At 39.2% G+C, this 21,067-nt stretch carries 13 protein-coding genes; 11 read left to right on the top strand and 2 right to left on the bottom strand.

The genetic code is table 11. The annotated features are described in order from the left end of the window. The first annotated feature begins 7 nt into the window (after positions 1 to 7). Positions 8 to 1,210: a C1 family peptidase gene (locus NMU02_RS11580; protein ID WP_255028079.1), complete on the top strand. Its 1,203-nt coding sequence runs from the start codon at positions 8 to 10 to the stop codon at positions 1,208 to 1,210. 6 nt (positions 1,211 to 1,216) lie between these two features. Here NMU02_RS11580 and folB read toward each other — a convergent pair whose 3' ends face one another. Beyond that, positions 1,217 to 1,570: a dihydroneopterin aldolase gene (folB, locus tag NMU02_RS11575; protein WP_255028078.1), complete on the bottom strand. Its 354-nt coding sequence runs from the start codon at positions 1,568 to 1,570 to the stop codon at positions 1,217 to 1,219. Between the two features lie 126 nt (positions 1,571 to 1,696). Between folB and NMU02_RS11570 the strand changes: the two genes are divergently transcribed. From NMU02_RS11570 to NMU02_RS11555, 4 genes are all read left to right on the top strand, one after another. Then, complete coding sequence (locus NMU02_RS11570) at positions 1,697 to 2,047, top strand: bactofilin family protein (RefSeq protein WP_255028076.1); 351 nt, start codon at positions 1,697 to 1,699, stop codon at positions 2,045 to 2,047. A gap of 130 nt (positions 2,048 to 2,177) precedes the next feature. Then, positions 2,178 to 3,644 (top strand): monomeric [FeFe] hydrogenase, encoded by a 1,467-nt coding sequence (locus tag NMU02_RS11565; RefSeq protein ID WP_255028075.1) that lies wholly within the window; start codon positions 2,178 to 2,180, stop codon positions 3,642 to 3,644. Between the two features lie 197 nt (positions 3,645 to 3,841). Beyond that, positions 3,842 to 4,291: a Fur family transcriptional regulator gene (locus tag NMU02_RS11560; protein ID WP_255028074.1), complete on the top strand. Its 450-nt coding sequence runs from the start codon at positions 3,842 to 3,844 to the stop codon at positions 4,289 to 4,291. Next, complete coding sequence (locus NMU02_RS11555) at positions 4,242 to 5,741, top strand: catalase (protein WP_255028072.1); 1,500 nt, start codon at positions 4,242 to 4,244, stop codon at positions 5,739 to 5,741. The genes NMU02_RS11560 and NMU02_RS11555 overlap by 50 nt, the downstream gene beginning before the upstream one ends. Before the next feature lie 167 nt (positions 5,742 to 5,908). Here the strand turns inward: NMU02_RS11555 and NMU02_RS11550 are convergent, their stop codons facing one another. Next, on the bottom strand, positions 5,909 to 6,715 hold the full coding sequence (locus NMU02_RS11550) for a hypothetical protein (protein WP_255028071.1): 807 nt from the start codon (positions 6,713 to 6,715) through the stop codon (positions 5,909 to 5,911). A gap of 477 nt (positions 6,716 to 7,192) precedes the next feature. Here NMU02_RS11550 and NMU02_RS11545 point away from each other — a divergent pair, with 477 nt between their 5' ends. The 6 genes from NMU02_RS11545 (at position 7,193) to NMU02_RS11520 (ending at position 21,067) form a co-directional block, all read left to right on the top strand. Beyond that, a complete protein-coding gene (locus NMU02_RS11545; RefSeq protein ID WP_255028070.1) occupies positions 7,193 to 8,416 on the top strand; it encodes a leucine-rich repeat domain-containing protein in 1,224 nt (407 codons plus the stop codon). After that, on the top strand, positions 8,413 to 9,438 hold the full coding sequence (locus NMU02_RS11540; protein WP_255028069.1) for a toxin-antitoxin system YwqK family antitoxin: 1,026 nt from the start codon (positions 8,413 to 8,415) through the stop codon (positions 9,436 to 9,438). Before NMU02_RS11545 ends, NMU02_RS11540 begins: the two co-directional genes overlap by 4 nt. Positions 9,439 to 10,374: 936 nt before the next feature. Next, positions 10,375 to 10,956: a Holliday junction branch migration protein RuvA gene (gene ruvA / locus NMU02_RS11535; protein ID WP_255028068.1), complete on the top strand. Its 582-nt coding sequence runs from the start codon at positions 10,375 to 10,377 to the stop codon at positions 10,954 to 10,956. Between the two features lie 35 nt (positions 10,957 to 10,991). Continuing rightward, a complete protein-coding gene (gene sov / locus NMU02_RS11530; RefSeq protein WP_255028067.1) occupies positions 10,992 to 18,461 on the top strand; it encodes a T9SS outer membrane translocon Sov/SprA in 7,470 nt (2,489 codons plus the stop codon). An 82-nt stretch (positions 18,462 to 18,543) separates the two neighbouring features. Further along, entirely contained in the window at positions 18,544 to 19,449 is a 906-nt protein-coding gene (locus NMU02_RS11525) for a Ppx/GppA phosphatase family protein (protein ID WP_255028116.1), read from the top strand. Between the two features lie 268 nt (positions 19,450 to 19,717). Further along, a complete protein-coding gene (locus NMU02_RS11520) occupies positions 19,718 to 21,067 on the top strand; it encodes a Na(+)-translocating NADH-quinone reductase subunit A (RefSeq protein ID WP_255028066.1) in 1,350 nt (449 codons plus the stop codon).

The following is a 21,067-nucleotide window of genomic DNA, read 5'->3' as shown; positions in this document are numbered from 1 at the left end:
ATACGTTATGCTAAAACACGGATTAACGGTATCGTTATTGCTCCTTGCTTTTACGGTAGGTTTTGCAAAGAATGATACTAAAAAAAAGGATGAAAAAGGGTATAAATTTACCGAAGTGAAAACATTGGCGACAACGCCTGTTAAAAATCAGAGCAGTTCGGGAACTTGCTGGAGTTTTTCAGGAACTTCTTTTTTTGAAAGTGAATTGTTGCGTCAGGGAAAACCCGAGGTAGATCTTTCTGAAATGTTTATCGTACGACACAGTTATATGGAAAAAGCAGAGAAATACGTACGTATGCATGGTGCTACTAATTTTGCCGCCGGGGGATCTACCTATGATGTGATGCATGTTATTAAAGAATACGGAATTGTTCCCGAAGAAGTATATACTGGTTTGAATTACGGTACCGATGTACACCGTCACGGTGAACTCGATGCGGTGCTCGAGGCCTATGTAAAAGCGGTTGTCAGCAATAAAAATCGTACCTTGACAACAGCCTGGAAAGAAGGTTTTAATGGTATTCTCGATGCATATCTCGGAAAGCTTCCCGAAAAATTTACTTATCAGGGAAAGGAATATACACCGAAAACTTTTGCTGCTTCATTGGGGTTGAATATGGATGACTATGTGTCGATTACTTCGTTTTCACATCATCCTTTCTATGAAACTTTTGCAATCGAAGTTCCCGATAATTGGGCTTGGGCTCCTTCATATAATATACCTTTAGATGATTTTGCACGTATATTTGCAAATTCAATCGATAAGGGATATACGGTTTATTGGGCGTCAGATGTCAGTGAAAGAGGTTTTGCATATAATAAAGGTTTCGCTGTCGTTCCTGATGCCGATTTATCGGATATGACCGATAGTGAAAAAGCTCGCTGGACAAAACTGACCGATAGCGAAAAAGAATCGCAGTTGTATAAGCTGGAAGAACCGGGAGCTGAAAAGAAAATTACTCAGGAAATGCGTCAGGAAGCTTTCGACAATTATCAGACAACTGATGATCATGGTATGCACATTGTCGGTACTGCGGTAGATCAAAAAGGAAATAAATACTATAAGGTTAAAAATTCATGGGGGCCAAATCAGATTTATGGTGGTTATTTTTATGCATCCGAACCCTTTGTATTGTATAAAACACTGAATATTGTGGTTAATAAAAATGCCATTCCCGATGATATTGCAAAAAAAATGAATTTAAAATAATTCGTACTACCAACTGAAAGATACCGAAGCCCTTTCTATATCTCCGGATATAGGGGGCTTTATTTTTGATATTTTTATGCTGCCTCCCCATATTACGGGATGTTTTTTACATATTGCCGTTATAATGCGCCCGGCGACATGTTCGAGTAAATTCGAGGGAATCATCATTTCTTTTTTAATACAATCGTATAATAATGCGTAATTAACAGTGTCCTCGAGATTGTCTGTTATAGCAGCTTTTTCTAAAGATAAATTTACTTTCAGATATACTTCGTAATTATTTCCTACTTTACGTTCGGTTTCCGAAACGCCGTGATAGGCGTAAAACTTTATATTTTCGAGTTCGATATAGCTTTCCATATGATTTTTAGACGATATTGAGTTACAAATTTCGTTTTTTCATATCGATAAACAAAGTTTCATAATAAAAAAGATGGATTTACGCATCGGAAATATTATTTTTGTACAAAACAAGAATATTGGGATATGGCAAAAGAACTTTCTACATCCGGATTAACGCATAATTCTATCAGCACGGGTACTGTTATAAAGGGTAATATTTCAGCATCTTCGGATATTCGTATCGACGGAACGCTGGAAGGTGATCTCGATTGTAGAGGGAAACTTATCCTGGGAGAAAAAGGTGTAATTACAGGAAATGTAACCGCAGTGAATGCGGAAATTATGGGATCTGTTACTGGCAATATTACGGCAGAAGAAACTCTTGTTCTTAAAGCTACCTCGCTTCTGACTGGCGATATAGAAGTTTCTTCTTTAGTTATCGAACCTAATGCCCGGTTAAACGGAAAATGCTCGATGCGTTCCTTTTCCCGTTGATACGATCGGAGTAATTAATCAGGTGAAAAATTTGTGAATTAATATAAATTATTCTTATCTTTGCATCCGCTTTTCGGTTATAGAAAGTGCGATTCTTTAATGGTCATCTCAAAATACCTAAATTTTAAATATGGCATTTGCAAATAATGTTTTGATTGTTCGCCGTGTGCTGATGGCAAAACTTGTGGATTTATGGAACCGCGGGCAATTGGTGGAGCAAATCGACAGACTGCCCATCGAGTTAACCCCACGTAATGCAAAAGTAAGAGGCCGGTGCTGTGTACATAAAGAACGGGCTGTTTGGAAGTATAAATCGTTTCCTCTAATGGGTTTCGATATGCAGGATGAAACCGATGAGCTGGTTCCTTTATCTCATTATGCCCGTGAAGCGTTAACGCGTGGAAAAAATAAGAAAGATAATATTCTGTGTGTAATCGACGAGGCTTGTTCGGCTTGCGTTCAGGTAAATTACGAAGTTACGAATTTATGTAAAGGTTGTGTTGCAAGAGCCTGTTATATGAATTGTAGCCGTCACGCTATTTCATTCGATCGTAACGGGCAGGCCAGAATCGACCATGATAAATGTATCAGCTGTGGTATTTGTAAAGAAGCTTGTCCTTATCATGCAATTGTATATATTCCTATTCCGTGCGAGGAAGCTTGCCCGGTAAAAGCAATCTCGAAAGACGAAAATGGTATTGAGCACATCGATGAATCGAAATGCATTTATTGTGGTAAATGCATCAATGCTTGTCCTTTCGGGTCTATTTTCGAAATTTCAGAAGTGTTTGATGTCCTTTCACAGATAAGGTCGGGTAGTAAGGTTGTTGCTATTGTGGCACCTTCGATTATGGGTCAGTACAAAGAAAGTTTGGAAGAAATATTCAATGCGATAGGGAAAATAGGCTTTTATGATGTGATGGAAGTTGCAGATGGCGCTATGGTGACTACGCGTAACGAAGCTGTCGAGCTAAAAGAAAAACTGGCCGAGGGGCAGTCTTTCATGACGACATCCTGCTGCCCTTCTTATATCGAATTAGTCGAAAAGCATGTAAAAGATATGAAACCTTATGTTTCTCATACCGGATCCCCAATGTATTATACAGCCCGTATGGCGAAAGAAAAATATCCCGATGCTCTTGTTGTATTTGTCGGACCATGTGTTGCGAAACGTGCCGAAGCACGTCGGGATGAGGCTGTCGATTATGTGATGACTTTTGAAGAAATAGATGCCGTTTTTCATGGTTTAGGAATTGATGTAGCGACGGTAGGAAATGGAGCTTATTTCTGTAATGCAGAGAAAGACGGAAAAGGTTTCGGTAGAACTGGAGGTGTATTGGGTGCCGTAAAAGCTCAAAATCTGATTCCCGACTTGAAAGGGGCGCAGATTGCCAATCTCAATAAAAAAAATATTGCACTTTTGAGGGCGTATGCTAAAGGAAAATCTCCTTTTCAGTTTATTGAGGTTATGGCTTGTGAGGGAGGATGTGTTACTGGCCCTTCTTCAAATGTCGATTCTGTTACGGGAGATAAATTGTTTAAGCTCGCTATGGAGAAATATACTGCGGTTGATGAAACAACGAAAATCGAGAAATAAATCGTGATATTCTATTTAAGATAAAAAGCCGGCCTTTTTAAAAGGCCGGCTTTTTATCTTAATATAGATTTATGAAAATTATTTGATAAGGAATAGGTTTTATAATCTTCTTTATGATAATTAATATACAGTTTTATTGATAAAAAATTGCAAATGCGAAAAATTATTATTTAATTTGCGGTATAGATTGATGCAAGATGAAAATTAGTAACAAATTAAAATCTGTAGGGTTGAAAGTTACCCCCCAACGAAGAGTCGTTTATGAGGTGATGCAGAAAATATGTCATGGATCTATTGATGAGATAATCGGAATAGTAAGGAGTCAAAATCCTGATATAACTATATCGACGATATATCGGATTATGGATTCGTTTTGTCAGGCAGGTTTACTGTCGAAATTTGTGGGTAACAATGGTAAAGTCATTTATGATATTACTGTTAAAGAACATCATCATATTTTTACATCCGGTGAAGAAATTATTGATATAGAGGATGAATGGTTATCGGAAATAATCAGAGAACATGTCCTCTTGAAAATACCGGAGAATGAAGCGATTGATAGAATTTCTGTATATATATCAACAAAAAATAAAGAGAATGGAAAAGAAAAAATTGACATCGACAAACGGTCGTCCGATAGCGGATAACCAAAATATTCAAACTGCGGGTTTGAGAGGGCCGGTAACATTGCAGGATCCTTGGTTCCTCGAAAAGCTGGCGCATTTCGATCGAGAAGTGATTCCCGAAAGGCGTATGCATGCAAAAGGTTCTGGTGCATATGGTACCTTCACGGTTACTAATGATATTACTCAATATACCCGAGCTTCGATTTTTTCCGAAATAGGTAAAAAGACCGATTGTTTCGTTCGTTTTTCGACGGTAGCCGGAGAACGGGGTGCTGCCGATGCTGAACGAGATATAAGAGGTTTTGCCATGAAATTTTATACCGATGAAGGGAATTGGGATTTGGTAGGAAATAATACCCCCGTTTTCTTTCTGCGTGATCCTTTGAAATTCCCTGATCTGAACCATGCCGTTAAACGCGATCCGCGTACAAATATGAGAAGCGCTAATAATAACTGGGATTTCTGGACTTTGCTTCCTGAAACTTTACATCAGGTGACTATTACGATGAGCGATCGGGGAATTCCGGCTTCTTATCGTTATATGCATGGTTTCGGTAGCCATACTTACAGTTTTTACAATAAAGACAACGAACGTATTTGGGTTAAGTTTCATTTGAAATCTTTACAAGGAATTAAAAACCTGACAGATGCTGAGGCAGAGGAAATTATAGCAAAAGATAGAGAATCGAATCAGAGAGATCTTTTCGAAGCGATAGAACGAGGAGATTTTCCACGTTGGAAAATGCAGATTCAACTAATGACAGAAGAACAGGCTCGATCTTATGCGATTAATCCGTTCGACCTTACTAAAGTTTGGTATCATAAAGATTTTCCATTACATGATGTCGGTATCCTTGAATTGAATCGAAACCCTGAAAATTATTATGCCGAAGTAGAACAATCTGCTTTTAACCCGATGAATATTGTAGAAGGTATCGGTTTTTCTCCGGATAAAATGTTACAGGGACGTTTGTTTTCTTATGGTGACGCACAGCGGTACCGGCTTGGTGTAAACCACAATGAAATTCCGGTAAACAAGCCTCGTTGTCCTTTCCATGCTTATCATCGGGACGGTATGATGAGGACCGATGGTAATTATGGTGCTGCTAAAGGTTATGAACCCAATAGTTACGGAGAATGGCAGGATGACCCTTCTAAGAAGGAACCTCCATTGAAATCTACCGGAGATGTATATAACTATGACGAACGAGAATACGATAATGATTATTTTACGCAACCCGGGTTGTTATTCCGTTTAATGACGAAAGACCAGCAACAGGTATTGTTTGAAAATACAGCCCGTGCGATGGGAGATGCCGAATTATTTGTAAAGCAACGTCATGTGCGTAATTGTTCGTATGCTGATGAAACATATGGTCGGGGAGTCGCAAAAGCTCTTGGAATTTGTTTCGATGAAGCGATGAAAGCAGAAGATCCGGCTCATCCTTCGTGGGATCCGAGAAATAAATAAATTATAAAAATATATGAATTCGGGAGGGCAATCAGAGATTGTTCTCCCGGTTTATTAATAGTTAGTGGATTATTGAAAGAAAAAGTAACAAGACCGGTTTTCTTTTTTTTTTCTGATGACCTTATCTGTGTTAAAAATCGTTCGAGTGGTAAATTCGATATATATTTTCAGTTTGTGTTGTTTCCGTATCGTTTTATTAAGTCGTTTGTCGAAATCGTGTAGTGTGTAACTGATAAAACTTTGTCGGGTTTTGTTTCCGGTGTGCTGCAATTGCATCTTCTTTCGAGTTGAGTAATGTAGTATAAACCGTTTCCTTTTTTTCGGTATTGGCGTGTAATTAATCGACCGTATCCCTGAGGGTCTGAAGATACACAATTTTCTTCGGAGAGTTCGATGCAAAATATGAGGTTTAATTTGTCGTTTTTAAGAGAGAATACAAATTCTGATGTAGTTGTCCAATTTTGTCCGATATACAGCCTGTGTTCTACGATTTCATTTTCTCCGTCATCGTTCCAGTCTTTGTATCTGCGGTTTAAAATAATGGTGTGGTAGGTATCTGAAAATTTATGGTAAATAATGGAGTCGCAACGGTCAAGTAAAAAGTAGTGGAAGTACCCATCGTCACTCTCAGCCAGTGTAACCAATGTTAAACTGTCTAATTTCATTTTTGTCAGATATTTATTCGGATGGGTTAAAATATAGTCGGAAAACATATTATATTCCCATTGGCTATACTGTGGTACGATACTATCCACATAAAAATGAATAACAGGTATAAATTCTTTTACCGAATCTATTTTATTTATCAGGGAGGAAAATAGAGAATCGCGGTCAAATCGGTAACCTTTTACACTGCTTTCTATATTGGAAAAACCAGCCGTAAAACTGACTTTATTTCTATTAATATTTTCGCAACTGAAGAGTGTTGTTATAAATATTATATAGTAGATATGAGATATTAATTTTCTGAACATATTTAAAAGCTATTATTCAGTAAAGAGTATTTTTATTATCTGTAAAGATATGTTTTTTTATTTATCTATTTATAATTATATATTATTTTTATATAAAATAGTTTCTATAATAGTACTTTTATTCTCGTTTTTCTTACTCAGAATATTGGGAATCGAGTTAGCACCGGTGCTAAGCAGTTCTTTGGCTACATAAGCCGCGAGGTATACGGTTTCCGGGTTTATTACGCAAGGGATTCTCAATGTCAGTGGTGTACCTGGACTTAAAATGGTGTTAATAGAGTTTGTGGCAACTCACTAACACTATCAAATCCGAAGCCGCCGCCCTTGTTGAACAGAACTGACCGGGAAAATTCGAATCTTAAAAGTAAATTATACCTGTTTTATTTAATTAATATTTTTCAAAATAAATTTGTTTACATAGTCTAATCAATTATCTTTACCCCTCAATAAAGAATACAATTACTTAATAAAAATAATTTGAGAACACTTATCATTGCATTCACTTTATTTACACTTTCTATGTCTTTGACAGCTCAAGACAAAGAGATTCTTTTGATACCTGACACGTTGTTCAAAGCATATCTTGTTAAATATTTCGATGCGAACAAGGATGGAGAGATAAATCGTCAGGAAGCCGAAAGGATTACCTGTATAAATTGTAATAATCAAGGTATCAGCTCGTTAAGTGGGATTGAGCAGTTCCCCAATCTATTGACATTGTATTGTACCAAAAACAACTTAAGCAGTCTCGACTTGAGCAGAAATAACCGGATAGTGACTGTTGTGGCGTTTGACAATCCACTGATGAAATTAAATGTCAAAGGGTGCAGTGAAATAGAATTACTGAGTGTGCCCGACTGCCGTTTACGTTCGATAGACGTGAGAAATTGTATTCGTTTACGCACTCTCATTATTCGTAATAATGAGATATCGGACCTCGATGTAAGTCGATGTAAGGATTTGGAAACACTTGACTGCCAGAATAATTATCTATCGATATTGGATGTGCTTAATAATCAGTCGTTAGTGACTCTGGAGTGCCATGAAAATAGACTGAAGGAGCTACTTATCGGGTCATGCCCTGATCTGGAGCTGCTGTTTTTCAGCAAAAATCGGTTAACGGAACTGGACATTACAAAATGTCCCGCTCTGAAGAGAATACAAGGTTATGGTAATGACCTCACTCAACTGAATGTAGAGGAGAATTCCCAACTGGAAAATTTAGATTGTTCCGATAATAAATTAATCGAATTAGACGTCAGAAAGAACAGCGAGTTGTATTATATGGTTTGTTCTGAAAACTACATTGAGTCACTGGATGTTAGCAAGAATCCTAAGCTGGAATGTATATATTGTGAAAACAATCTGTTATCCTCGCTGGACGTACGTCGAAATCCGAAGCTCGACCATTTATATTGTGGAGGAAACAAAATAAAAAAAATCAATGTAAAAGATAATCCTCGGCTGACCCGGTTGAGTTGTAGTAAAAATCCGATCCGGAAACTTTCTCTGTCGCAAAATCCGAAACTCACCATGCTATTCTGCAACAAGACGATGATAAAGGAGATAGACCTGACTCATAACCCCGAAATGAGCTTTCTCGACTATAGGAGTAACTTTCCAAAAATCATAATCCTGAAAAAAGGGCAAACCGTCAAAGAAATTAAAAAAGATAGTCAAACCAATATAGTCTGTCGATGAAAAGAATCATTTTTTTATTGATACTGGGAAGCATCGCTGTGGCGCTGCCGGCACAAAAAATAGCTCACAAAGCATACATCGAGACCGACGAAAATGGGCGGCAAGTATGGTGGAGGTACAATAATAAGAAAACTAAATCCGTACTTATCAATGGATTCTACAAGGTGGAATGTGGTGATTATTATGCCTTAGGGAATTTCTGTAAAGGCATTGTCAAAGCAGGAATGGTGAGCTACTTTTATTCCGATGGTGCACTGTGGCGCACTGTTGGATATGACGTTAAGGGATATATTGACGGGATACAAACAGACTATTACATCAATGGCAATCTACACCGCAGAATCGGATGGCGTAAAGGAATCGCCCATGGTGAGCATTCCGAATGGTTCGAGAACGGACAACAATCTTTCTCGGGGGAGGCTGCTTATGGTAAAAGAGAAGGAACCGCCACTGCATGGACCCAAAAAGGGGACACACTCTCTATCTGGAACTATAAGTATGGGATGAAAAACGGACGGTGCACAACATGGATATATACCGACAGCATACTGACAGGCAGAATGGAAGAGGTCTACAAAGCGGATCAACCGTCCGATTCGGCTTTATACTTTGTTGTTTACCTCGATGGAAAAGAACGTCTGCAAAACAGGACGCTATATGACAGTGATGGAAAGATAACACTTAATGATTCTTACACCAATGACATACATTACAGAATGGAATATGAAGACGGGATTCTGGCATTCATTTCTCTATTCACGGATGGCCGTTTGTCAAGTACTGCTCAATATAAGGATAATCAGGCGAATGGGAAAACGGTGATGTATTATCCCGGCACAGATCGTATATATAAGGTAGAGATATATCGCAAAGGAAGACTTATGGGTAGTGTGGAATATGATATCGAGGGCCTCCCCCGTTCATACAAAGTGTTGGAAGAAGATGGACAACTGCATCCGTGCGACTCAAGTACATACGAAAACTTATTGCTCATTGATGTACATCAGAAAATTGAAAAGTAAAAAAAGTAAATATCATAGTTGAGTAAACAGATTTATGCGTATTTACCACCTCTGCAATCACTCGCCAGATTCGGAACCCGTTAAGGAAAAATGAGCCATTTAGGTATTGGCAAAAATGTAGCCAGAAACAATTTATCCGAATCTAATCAAAATAGAGGCTACTGTATCTTCGAATCCTTTGCTTATTAACATGGTTCAACAGGTACAAAAGAATCTCTTTAAACTCGGTAGGAATGTCTATGCTTTTGATATTAATACAATTGACTTATTTTTGGGTTGTGTTTTTAGCTTTTCTACAAATGGCTTAAAATAACATCTTATAGTAAAGAAGTTTTGGAGTAATATATAGAATGCTGTAAAGAATACAAATAAATTCTGCGATGTTTCATCTGGAGTTGGGAATGTAGCGTAAATTTTACTTTCCGAGAGTACTGTTATTCCGCATATTTTATACTCCTTTTGACTATATATTTGAAGTGGCCATTTATTTGTATTTTCTTTTCTGTCCAGTTGCCGTGGTCGTCATATCTGGAATACGTGTAGGTATATATTGTGGTATCTTTGTTTTCAATTTGTGTATTTTCTATTTCAAAGTCATTTTCATCATATTTTGTTATAGAGGTCCTCTTGATTGAGTTTGCTCCATCCGTTGTTATTCCTTCAAGGTCTTTGCTGACGGTTTGGGATTGATACTTGATGATATTATTATTTTTGTCTGCCCATTTATCGGGGAATAAAGATAGCGGTTAATTAACCAAACTATATACATTAAATTACTAAAATATATCGTTGGGTTTGCGAATATTAAAAAAATGGAATAGTTCTTGTATCAAATAGATCATGTTTGTTTTCATTAAGCTGTTCATCGGCCTTATCACTGCATTCTGCACTAAGTCTCAATTTTAATTCTTATCTTTGATAAGAAAAAACAATAAAATGATAGAATATCTTACCGGTAAAATAACCGATCTTACACCTGCATCGGTCGTAATCGATTGTAATGGAATCGGTTATTTGGCTAACATTACACTGAATACATACTCGGCTCTATCGACTAAAGAAATCGTACGACTTTATATATATGAGGCGATACGGGAAGATGCGTGGATTCTTTATGGTTTTCTCGATCGAAAAGAACGTGAGTTATTTTTGCTTCTGATTTCTGTTTCCGGTGTGGGACCTAATACGGCTCGTATGATTCTCTCTTCATTATCTCCTGTAGAATTGGAACAGGTTATCGCGTCAGAGAATGTGAATCTGTTGAAAGGGGTGAAAGGAATAGGGGCAAAAACAGCTCAAAGAATAATTGTTGACCTCAAAGATAAAATAAAACCCGGTAGTGCTACGTTAAATATAGGTACTTCCCAAACTAACGAGATTCAAGAAGAAGCAGTGGCCGCATTGGTTATGTTGGGTTTTGCTCAATCACAATCGTTGAAGGCAGTACAAAAGTTATTGAAAGAATCACCCCGAATGAGAGTCGAAGAGGTGATTAAGGCGGCTCTGAAAATGATGTAATGCAGGCCGCCTGACAATGGGGGCTATGCAAAACAATGAGTAAGAGGTTAAACGTACTGATATATATTTTTCTCTTTATCGGCGGGGTAGGATTTTACTCCGCTTTTGCTGCTTATGAACGTACTTTCTCTGTCTCTGATTTTTCAGAATATATGGCAGAGCAAGTCGCCCGACAAATAATTGCCGATTCTGATTCCGATTCTGTAAAGACGGTCAAGTCGCGTTTTCCTGTGACGAAAACTTCTCCCGAAACGTATGATGATTTGCTTAAAAAGTCTCCTGCCGATCTTAAAACTCCTGAGAATGTGCAGACTGTGGTGGAATACGATCCACAAACGAATAGTTATGTGATACATAGTAAGGTGGGTGATTACGATATTATGACCCCCTTTATGCTTTCGGCAGATGAGTATAAGGATTATTCGTTGCAGAAATCGATGCAAGCATATTATCAGCAGAAAAATGCCGAAAGTTTCGCGAAGAGAAAAGAGGGATTTAATTTTCTCGATATGAAATTTAATATCGGGCCTTTGGATAAAGTTTTCGGCCCGGGAGGTGTTCAGATAAAAACTCAGGGATCTGCTGAAATTACGATGAGCATAAAGACCAATAAGATCGATAATCCGGCTCTGGCGATACGTGCTCGTAAAAAAACATATTTCGACTTCGACGAAAAGATACAAGCCAATGTGACGGCGAAGGTAGGAGATAAGTTAAACTTCGGGATGAATTATAATACGGATGCTACTTTCGATTTCGATCAGCAAAAACTAAAGTTACAATACGAGGGAAAGGAAGACGAAATTATTAAGAATATAGAGGCCGGTAACGTGAGTATGACTACCGGGTCGTCTTTGATCAGGGGAAGTGCTGCGTTATTCGGAGTAAAAGCCACTTTGCAATTCGGTAAACTTACGGCAACGGCTTTGGTATCCCAGCAGGAATCGGAATCGAAGACGGTAAATTCGAGTGGGGGCGGACAGATGACCGATTTTGAGTTTAGCGCCGATCAGTATGATGAAAACCGCCATTTTTTTCTGGCCCAGTATTTCAGGGATAATTACGATAATTTTATTTCTAAATTACCATACATTTCTTCTGGAATAACGATTAACCGTATAGAAGTATGGGTTACGAATAAGCAAAGTAATTTCGACCAGTCACGTAATATCGTTGCTTTTATGGACTTAGCCGAATCTGACAAACTGGCTTATCCGGGATGGGGTAATGGAGGATCCAAAATCCCTTCTAATAACTCGAATCGTTTATATTCCGTCATAAAGAGTATCGAGGGGGCGCGTAACATAAATCTCGTCACTCAGGCTCTTGAAGAAAATCTTCCTCCGCAAGTAGTAGGAGGCCAGGATTATGTAAAGATTGAAAACGCCAGAAAACTCGAAAGTTCGGAATATGTGCTGAATTCGCAGTTAGGTTATATATCGTTGAAAAGCAGACTTAACTCGGATGAGGTACTGGCCGTCGCATTTGAATACACGAAAAACGGCCAGCATTATCAAGTGGGAGAGTTTTCGGGGAATATCACCAATACCGACGAATGTCTTTTCTTGAAGATGCTCAAGGGTACGACGATAACGACTAATTTGCCGATCTGGAAGTTGATGATGAAAAATGTGTATTCGTTAAATGCGATGCAGATACAGAAAGAAAAATTCCGTCTCGACATATATTATAAAAGCGATACAGCCGGGGTGAGTCTTACTTATTTGCCGGTGGGAGATATCAAGAACCAGACATTGCTGAAAGTGATGAATCTCGACCGCCTCGATAATAATAATGAAGTTAATCCTAACGGTTTTTTCGACTTTGTCGACGGGTATACGATTATTCCTTCTATGGGGCGCGTGATTTTCCCGGTTGTAGAACCGTTCGGTTCTCACCTGAAGAAAAAAATAGGGAATTATCCCGATGTCGATAAATATATATATCAGGAATTATATGATTCTACGCTCACGGCAGCCCGGCAGTTTGCCGATAAGAACAAATTTGTCATGAAAGGTGAATTTCGTTCTTCGTCGGGTGCCGAGATACGTTTAAATGCCATGAATGTTCCTCGTGGATCGGTTAGGGTAACGGCCGGCGGTATGACACTTACCGAAAATGTAGATTATTCGGTCGATTATTCGATGGGAGTGGTCACTATCCTGAATCAGAGTTATATCGATTCCGGTACGCCGATCAGCGTTTCTCTCGAAAGCCAGACTTTTATGAATATGCAGCGTAAAACAATGGTAGGACTCGACCTTAGTTATAAATTCTCGAAGAATTTTACATTAGGAGGGACGATAATGCATCTGGGAGAAAAATCGTTAACCGAAAAAGTAAATTTGGGGAACGAAGTACTTAATAATACTTTGTGGGGACTGAATACCTCTTATACAACCGAATTTCAGTGGCTTACTTCATTGGTTAATAAAATACCCACGGTAAATGCTACGGCGCCTTCGCGCCTGGCGATAAATGCCGAATTCGCACAACTTATTCCCGGTAAAGCTAAAAATAAAGCGCAATCTTATATCGATGATTTCGAAGCTTCTCAGCTTGGACTCGATATACGTACTCCTTATTCTTGGGTGATTGCATCTACCCCTTCGATGTTCCCGGAATCTAAATTGTCTAATAATTACGAATACGGTAAAAACCGGTCTCTTATATCATGGTATTATATCGATCGTTTGTTTACTCAAAGAAACTCATCTTTGGTACCGGCGCATATTAAAAATGATCTCGATCAGCTTTCTAATCATTATATCCGAGAAGTCGACGTTAGTGAAATTTTTCCTAACAAAGAGTTAGGTTATGGCGAAAGTAATACGTTGCAAGTACTTAATCTTTCGTATTATCCGCAAGAGAGAGGACCCTACAATATGGATGTGAATCAGGTGGGACCCGATGGAAATTTCCTCGATCCGGAAAACCGATGGGGGGGAATCATGCGTAAAATGGATACGCCCGATTTTGAAGCCGCGAATATCGAGTATCTCCAATTTTGGATGCTCGATCCGTTTTTGTACAATGATCAGGATTATAATGAGGGAGGATATTTATATTTTAACTTCGGGGAAATTTCGGAAGATATTCTTAAAGACGGTATGAAGTCGTTTGAAAACGGATTGCCGATAGATGGGGATACGACGCAGTTGTCATCGACAGTATGGGGACGTGTTTCTAAACGTCAATCGATGGTATATGCTTTTGATAATAGCAAGGGAGCCCGGGAAAAGCAGGATGTTGGGCTCGATGGTTTATCTAACGATGAAGAATTCTCGTATTATTCGTATGCTAATTTTTTGAAGCAATTACGACCGAAACTTTCTCAGGAAACAATCTCAAGAATGGAGCAAGACCAGTTCTCTCCAATTAACGATCCTGCGGGTGATAACTATCATTTTTTCAGGGGAGTGGATTATGACAATGCGCAAATGAATATTCTCGAACGTTACAAACATTATAACGGTCTCGAAGGAAACTCGACATCGCCCGATGATGCCGCTGATAAATATTATCAGTCGTCTAAAAGTGTACCTGATGTGGAAGATATCAATCAGGACAATACATTGAACGAATATGAACGATATTACCAATATAAAGTAAGAATACGCCCCGAAGACTTAAAGGTGGGATATAATTATATTACCGATAAGCGTACCACAACCGTACATTTGAGAAACGGCAAAAATGAAGAAGTTACCTGGTATCAGTTTAAAATACCTTTGAAAGACGATTCGGATGACAAAACACACGAGCCCCGTGAAAAATTCGGTTCTATACAAGATTTTCGTACGATTCGTTTTGCCCGAATGTTTATGACCGGTTTCAAAAAACCTACACATTTGCGTTTTGCGACTATGGAGCTAGTACGTGGAGAATGGCGTTCTTATACTCTGAGTCTAAAAAATGACAATGGTGGAAATACCAATCTTCCGGCCGAAGGGGACTTGGAGGTATCGGTTGTAAATATAGAGGAAAATGCCGGTCAAACTCCTGTAAACTATGTCTTGCCTCCGGGCATAACTCGTGTCATCGATCCGGGACAGTCACAAATCACTCAACTCAACGAGCAGGCGATGTCGTTAAAAATTACCAGTCTCCCTTCTAAAGCCGCCCGGGCTGTTTATAAAAATACGGGTATTGATATGCGTAATTATAAGCGTTTGCAGATGTTTACTCATGCCGAAAAACTCATCGATGATAAAACGAGTTTAAAGAACGGCGAGATGTCGGTATTTTTACGCATCGGATCCGATCAACGTAATAATTATTATGAATATGAAATCCCGCTTGATCTTACTCCTGAAGGTTATTATAATACTTATAATGCTCAGGATCAGAATACCGTATGGCCTTCACAAAATATGTTCGACTTCCCTTTGACACTGCTGACCGATCTTAAATTGAAACGGAATGCGGCTAAACGGAAAGGCATGTCGTCGGTTAGTAATTTGAAACCATATTCCGAGTATGATCCCGATAAACCTAAAAATAAGGTTACGATTATGGGAAATCCCAGTTTATCCGATATATCGACTATTTTAATAGGAGTACGCAACAATGCAGCAACCGAAAAGGATATTGTCGTTTGGGTTAATGAGTTGCGTATGTCGGGTTTTAATGAAGATGGAGGTTGGGCTGCTCGTGCGAATATGAATTTGAGTATTTCCGATTTGGCTACCGTAAATGTCGGCGGTCATGTTGAGACAGTGGGTTTCGGTGGTCTCGACCAAAGTTTGAGTGAGCGTCGGTTAGATAATTATTATCAGTATAATGTAGCGACAATGGTTGATGTCGGCCGTTTTTTGCCGGAAAAGGCTAAGATAAAGGCTCCCTTATTCTATTCGGTTTCCGAGGAGCGTACGACGCCGAAATATAATCCTCTCGATCAGGATATTTTGCTGAAAGATGCTTTGGATAATGCTCAATCCAAAAGCGAAAAGGATTCTATTAGTGAATTCTCGACAGATCGATCGAAAGTAGAAAGTTTTAGTATTTCGGGATTTAAAGTAGATATTCAGAGTAAAAATCCTATGCCTTACGATCCGGCTAATTTTTCGCTTAGCTATTCTTCGAATAAGCAGAGCAAAAAAAATCCGACGACATTATTTGAAAATACGTATGATCGCAGAGGTAATTTTAGTTATACCTATACTCCTTATGTAAAACCGTTTACACCGTTTGCTTTTATTAAAAGCAATTCGAAGCATCTAAAGCTTTTTAAAGATTTCGGATTAAATTATTTGCCGACCAATATTTCTTTTACGACTAATATTTCGCGTTATTATTACGAACAACAGCTGCGGAGTATCGATGAAGGTTTCCTGGATATGCCTATATCAGTAAATAAAAATTTCTTGTGGGATCGGCAATTTTCGTTGCAATGGAATCTGACTAAGTCACTTAATTTAAGTTTATCGACCATGACGAATGCCCGTATCGATGAGCCGGCTGGTGTGGTGAATAAAAAACTTTTTCCGGATGAATACCGGGCTTGGAAGGATACGGTTATGCAGAGTATTTTGCATTTAGGTCGTCCCTGGAATTATAACCAGAATTTTACCGCTTCTTTTGATTTACCGTTAAATAAAATTCCGGTTCTCGATTGGATGAACCTCGGTGCGAAATTCAATTCTAATTATACTTGGGACCGGGGTGTATATGTTGATGCCGAGACCGAACTCGGTAATAATATCGCTAATCGCGGGGAGTTGAGTTTCGATGGACGCATGAATCTCGAATCGCTGTATAATAAATCTACATTTCTTAAAAATGTAAATAAAAAGTTTAGTGGGAGCAGACGGCCATCGCCTGCGAAACCCCGGCCAAAATCATTTAACAGGAGAATTACTCTGAAGTCCGATACGACGGTTACACTGCGTCATAACCTCGATAATAAACGATTGAAAGTTTCGGCTAAAACACGGGACGGTAAATTGTATCCAATACGTTATAAGGTGATCGATGCTAATAGTATTATGGTATTGAATAAGGATAGTGCCGGATCTCAGGTTACCGTTTCGGTCATTCCGGGAAAACGTATCGATGAAAGTTTTTGGTATAAGGCTGCCGAATATTCATCCCGGTTTGTGATGATGACCCGTAACGTATCGGTGCGTTATCGTAGGGCCAATGCTATGAATGTACCTTCTTTCAGGCCGAATGTGGGTGATATTTTCGGGCAATCCAATTCTTATAGCGCATTGGCTCCCGGTCTCGATTTCGCATTCGGTATAACCGATGAGAACTATATTCGTAAAATTTCAGAAAAAGGATGGCTCATTCAGAACGATTCGCTGGTAAGTCCCGCTATTATAAATCGTACCGACGAGTTGCAAATCGATGCTACGCTCGAACCGATTAAAGGCTTGAAAATAACATTAAATGCCAACCGTACTTCTAATAAAAATAACCAGATACAGTTTATGTACGACGGTATGCCGGTAATAAGAGGTGGTAACTTTACAATGACGCATGTCGCTATACGTACATCACTTAGAGGAGCAAAGGCGTCTAACGGTTATCAGTCGAAAGCATTCGATCAATTTCTTCGTAATCGTGAAATTATAGCGGCCCGGCTCGAAAATCGCTATGCCGGGTCTCGTTATCCGAAAGCCGGATTTATCGCTGGAGAAACTAATTTGGGAGGCAATGTATATAATCCGGATCAGAACGGCGGAGTAAATAAAAATTCTCCCGACGTGATGATTCCTGCGTTTATAGCTGCATATTCGGGTCGTGATGCCAAAAAGGTAGGTCTTACGGCATTTCCCTCTTTACGCAGTTTACTTCCTAACTGGCGTATTACATACGACGGGCTTGGCAAGATGAAATCTATGAGTAAATATTTCAAGGCTATTACATTGAGCCATGCTTATCGTTGTACTTATACGGTAGGTTCTTATACCTCATATTTGAATTGGGTCGGGCTGAACGAAGAAATGGGTTTTGTAAAAGACGAACTTTCGGGTAATCCCATTCCGTCTTCTCCTTTCGATATCTCGTCTGTGAGTATTGTAGAAAGTTTCGCACCGTTATTGGGCGTTGATGTAACCATGAAGAATAATGTGACGCTTGGTGCCGAATACAAAGATTCGCGTACATTGAGCTTAAATTCTGCCGCCGGCCAGATTGTAGAATCGATGACCCGGGATATATCGATAAGAGCCGGATATAAGATCACGAATTTTAATGCCTTTTTGAAAATGAAAAATGATAAAGACCAGACATTCAGCAACGACCTTACGTTGCGCGGAGAATTTTCATTCCGTAAAAATCAGGCATTGATACGTCGTATCGAGCAGAACTTTACTCAGGCAACCAGCGGTACGCAAAGTTTAGTACTTAAATTTTCAGCCGATTATGCATTGAGTAAGTTGATTACTTTACGGGCTTTTTACGATAAACAGATAAATACACCGTTGGTATCTTCTACTTCTTATCCCACTTCGGATAGTAGTTTCGGAGTTTCTATCCGCATCGATCTGATGCGGTAAAAGGATATTACATTGTTGTTAAAAATGAAAGAAAGGCGACAAAAAATTACCGTTTTCTCTTTATCTTAGCAACTTGAAAATTTTGCTATGCATGAGTAAATTCAATTTTGCGGCGATCGATATCGGATCCAATGCCGTGCGCCTTATGATAAAAGGTATAAATGAGGGAGAAACAATAGATTCTCTCACCAAAGTATTTCTGGTACGTGTACCTTTACGGCTCGGACAAGATACTTTTACTCTCGGACGTATATCGAATGATAAAACGGGAAAATTGTTGAGGCTGGTTAAAGCCTTCAGGCAACTTATGCAAGTATATAATGTTATTTCATACAGGGCATGTGCTACATCTGCGATGCGTGATGCCGCAAATGGGCCGGAGGTAGCGAAATACATTACCGAAAAAACCGGAGTGGAAATCGAGATTGTTACTGGCCTTGAAGAAGCTCGTATCGTGTATGACAGCCATATTGTCGATGTGTTGGATCGTCCCGGCAACTATATTTATGTGGATGTAGGCGGCGGAAGTACCGAAGTAAGCCTGATCAGCGACAGGAGATTGCGGAATTCCCATTCGTATAATATAGGTACGGTACGTATTCTTAATAATAAAGTTGATAAAGAAGAGTTGTTGCGTCTTTATGATGACCTTCGATTACTCGGGCAGATGTATCCCGATATTTCGATTATCGGATCGGGAGGAAATATTAATAAGATATTTAAACTTTCGGGGACGCCTAAGGGGAATTTACTTACTACCGCAGCTTTACGAGAAGTTCTCGACAGGTTGTCGCCTCTTTCGGTAAAAGAACGTATGGAGAAGTTCGATCTTAAACCCGACCGAGCCGATGTTATCGTTCCGGCAGCCGAATTATTCCTGCAAATTGCGAATCATATGAAAACAGGAGGTATTTGGGTACCTACAATTGGTATTGTCGATGGTATTACTTATGCTTTATGCGAGCAGTTTTTATCTGCGAAATTGTAATTTTTAAACAGTATAGGAAAGAATTTTATCGAATAAGTTCGAAATAGGACTTTCTTAACAGATAAGGGAGGTCGTTTTGGGATGCCCGATCGTTTTGATTGTTTAAAAATGTTTAATGGTAATAATTTGCTTCAGTTTTCGACTCTTTATAATTGACTATTAAGAAGCTAATTAAAGAAAAAATTCTTCATTTACCTTGTGTGATGTATTTAGAAGAGATAAAAAATACTATCTTTGCACCCGAATCCTAAAAAATCTATTAAATAACATGGCAAATGTGGTGAAATTAAAAAAAGGGTTGGACATAAATCTGAAAGGTAAGCCCGAATATGTGGTGGAGAAAGTCCCCGCAAGCGAATATTTCGCTCTCATTCCCGACGACTTTCATGGTGTCGTGCCTAAAGTGACCGTTAAGCCCGGGGATCATGTAGAAGCCGGAACACCGCTTATGTATGATAAAAATCGTCCCGAAATTAAATTTGTCTCTCCGGTAAGTGGCGAGGTTATTGCCGTAAATAGAGGGGAAAGACGTAAGGTTCTTGACATAACGGTGAAAGCTGATGGAAAACAGGCGGGTGTCGATTTCGGTAAAACAGATCTTTCTGTAGTTACGCCGGAACAACTTTCCGAACTATTATTGAATGCCGGGTTGTTTCCGTTTATAAAACAACGCCCTTATGATGTTATTGCCGATCCCGGAAAAACTCCTCGCGATATTTTTGTTACGGCTTGGGATTCCGCTCCGTTAGCTCCCGATTTTGCCTTTGTGGTGAAAAATGAGTTGGAGAACTTTCAAAGCGGTCTCGATGCCTTGAGCAAACTTACTGAGGGTAAAGTATATTTGGGAGTAAAAGCTTCGGATCCTGTAGCGGTAAAGGGGGTGGAAATTGTCGCTTTCGATGGCCCGCATCCTGCCGGAAATGTAGGTGTACAAATTCAGCACATTTCGCCGGTGAACAAAGGTGAGGTAGTTTGGACTATGAGTGCTTTCGATGTCCTTTTTATCGGTCGTCTTATAAATACCGGAAAAGTCGATTTCTCTCGTATGATCGCTGTGACCGGTTCTGAAATAACAAAACCTTGTTACGTCGAAACCTGTTTGGGCGCGCGAATCGATTCTATTACTAAGGGAAGGGTAAAAAAGGCCGATTATCATCAGCGCTATATTAGCGGTAATGTACTTACAGGTACAAAAGTTAGTCCCGATGATTATTTGAGGGCTCCGCATAGTCAGATTACGGTTATTCCCGAAGGGGACGACTGTAACGAGTTTTTAGGCTGGGCAACGGTCGGCCTCGGAAAATACAGTGTGAATCACAGTTATCCGACCTGGTTGCTGGGACGTAAAAAGGAATATACGATAGATGCCCGTTTACATGGCGGTGAAAGAGCGATTATTATGTCGGGTGAGTACGACAAGGTATTCCCGATGGATATTTTACCTGAGTTTCTGATAAAATCGACTTTGGCATTTGATGTTGAAAAAATGGAAAATCTGGGAATATATGAAGTCGCACCTGAAGATTTTGCTCTGTGTGAATTTGTGGATACTTCTAAACTTGAAATACAGAAAATCATTCGTAACGGTCTCGATCAACTGATGAACGAAATGAATTAA

The sequence above is a fragment of the Coprobacter tertius genome (assembly GCF_024330105.1).
GTDB lineage: Bacteria > Bacteroidota > Bacteroidia > Bacteroidales > Coprobacteraceae > Coprobacter > Coprobacter tertius.
Note: the sequence above shows the minus strand (reverse complement) of the source record. Positions and strands in the feature narration are given on the sequence as shown.

Excerpts from the sequence above, each read along its gene's own strand:
- NMU02_RS11580 (WP_255028079.1), top strand. The coding sequence starts at position 8 with ATGCTAAAACACGGATTAACGGTATCGTTATTGCTCCTTGCTTTTACG.
- folB (WP_255028078.1), bottom strand. The coding sequence starts at position 1,570 with ATGGAAAGCTATATCGAACTCGAAAATATAAAGTTTTACGCCTATCAC.
- NMU02_RS11570 (WP_255028076.1), top strand. The coding sequence starts at position 1,697 with ATGGCAAAAGAACTTTCTACATCCGGATTAACGCATAATTCTATCAGC.
- NMU02_RS11565 (WP_255028075.1), top strand. The coding sequence starts at position 2,178 with ATGGCATTTGCAAATAATGTTTTGATTGTTCGCCGTGTGCTGATGGCA.
- NMU02_RS11560 (WP_255028074.1), top strand. The coding sequence starts at position 3,842 with ATGAAAATTAGTAACAAATTAAAATCTGTAGGGTTGAAAGTTACCCCC.
- NMU02_RS11555 (WP_255028072.1), top strand. The coding sequence starts at position 4,242 with ATGGAAAAGAAAAAATTGACATCGACAAACGGTCGTCCGATAGCGGAT.
- NMU02_RS11550 (WP_255028071.1), bottom strand. The coding sequence starts at position 6,715 with ATGTTCAGAAAATTAATATCTCATATCTACTATATAATATTTATAACA.
- NMU02_RS11540 (WP_255028069.1), top strand. The coding sequence starts at position 8,413 with ATGAAAAGAATCATTTTTTTATTGATACTGGGAAGCATCGCTGTGGCG.
- ruvA (WP_255028068.1), top strand. The coding sequence starts at position 10,375 with ATGATAGAATATCTTACCGGTAAAATAACCGATCTTACACCTGCATCG.
- sov (WP_255028067.1), top strand. The coding sequence starts at position 10,992 with ATGAGTAAGAGGTTAAACGTACTGATATATATTTTTCTCTTTATCGGC.
- NMU02_RS11520 (WP_255028066.1), top strand. The coding sequence starts at position 19,718 with ATGGCAAATGTGGTGAAATTAAAAAAAGGGTTGGACATAAATCTGAAA.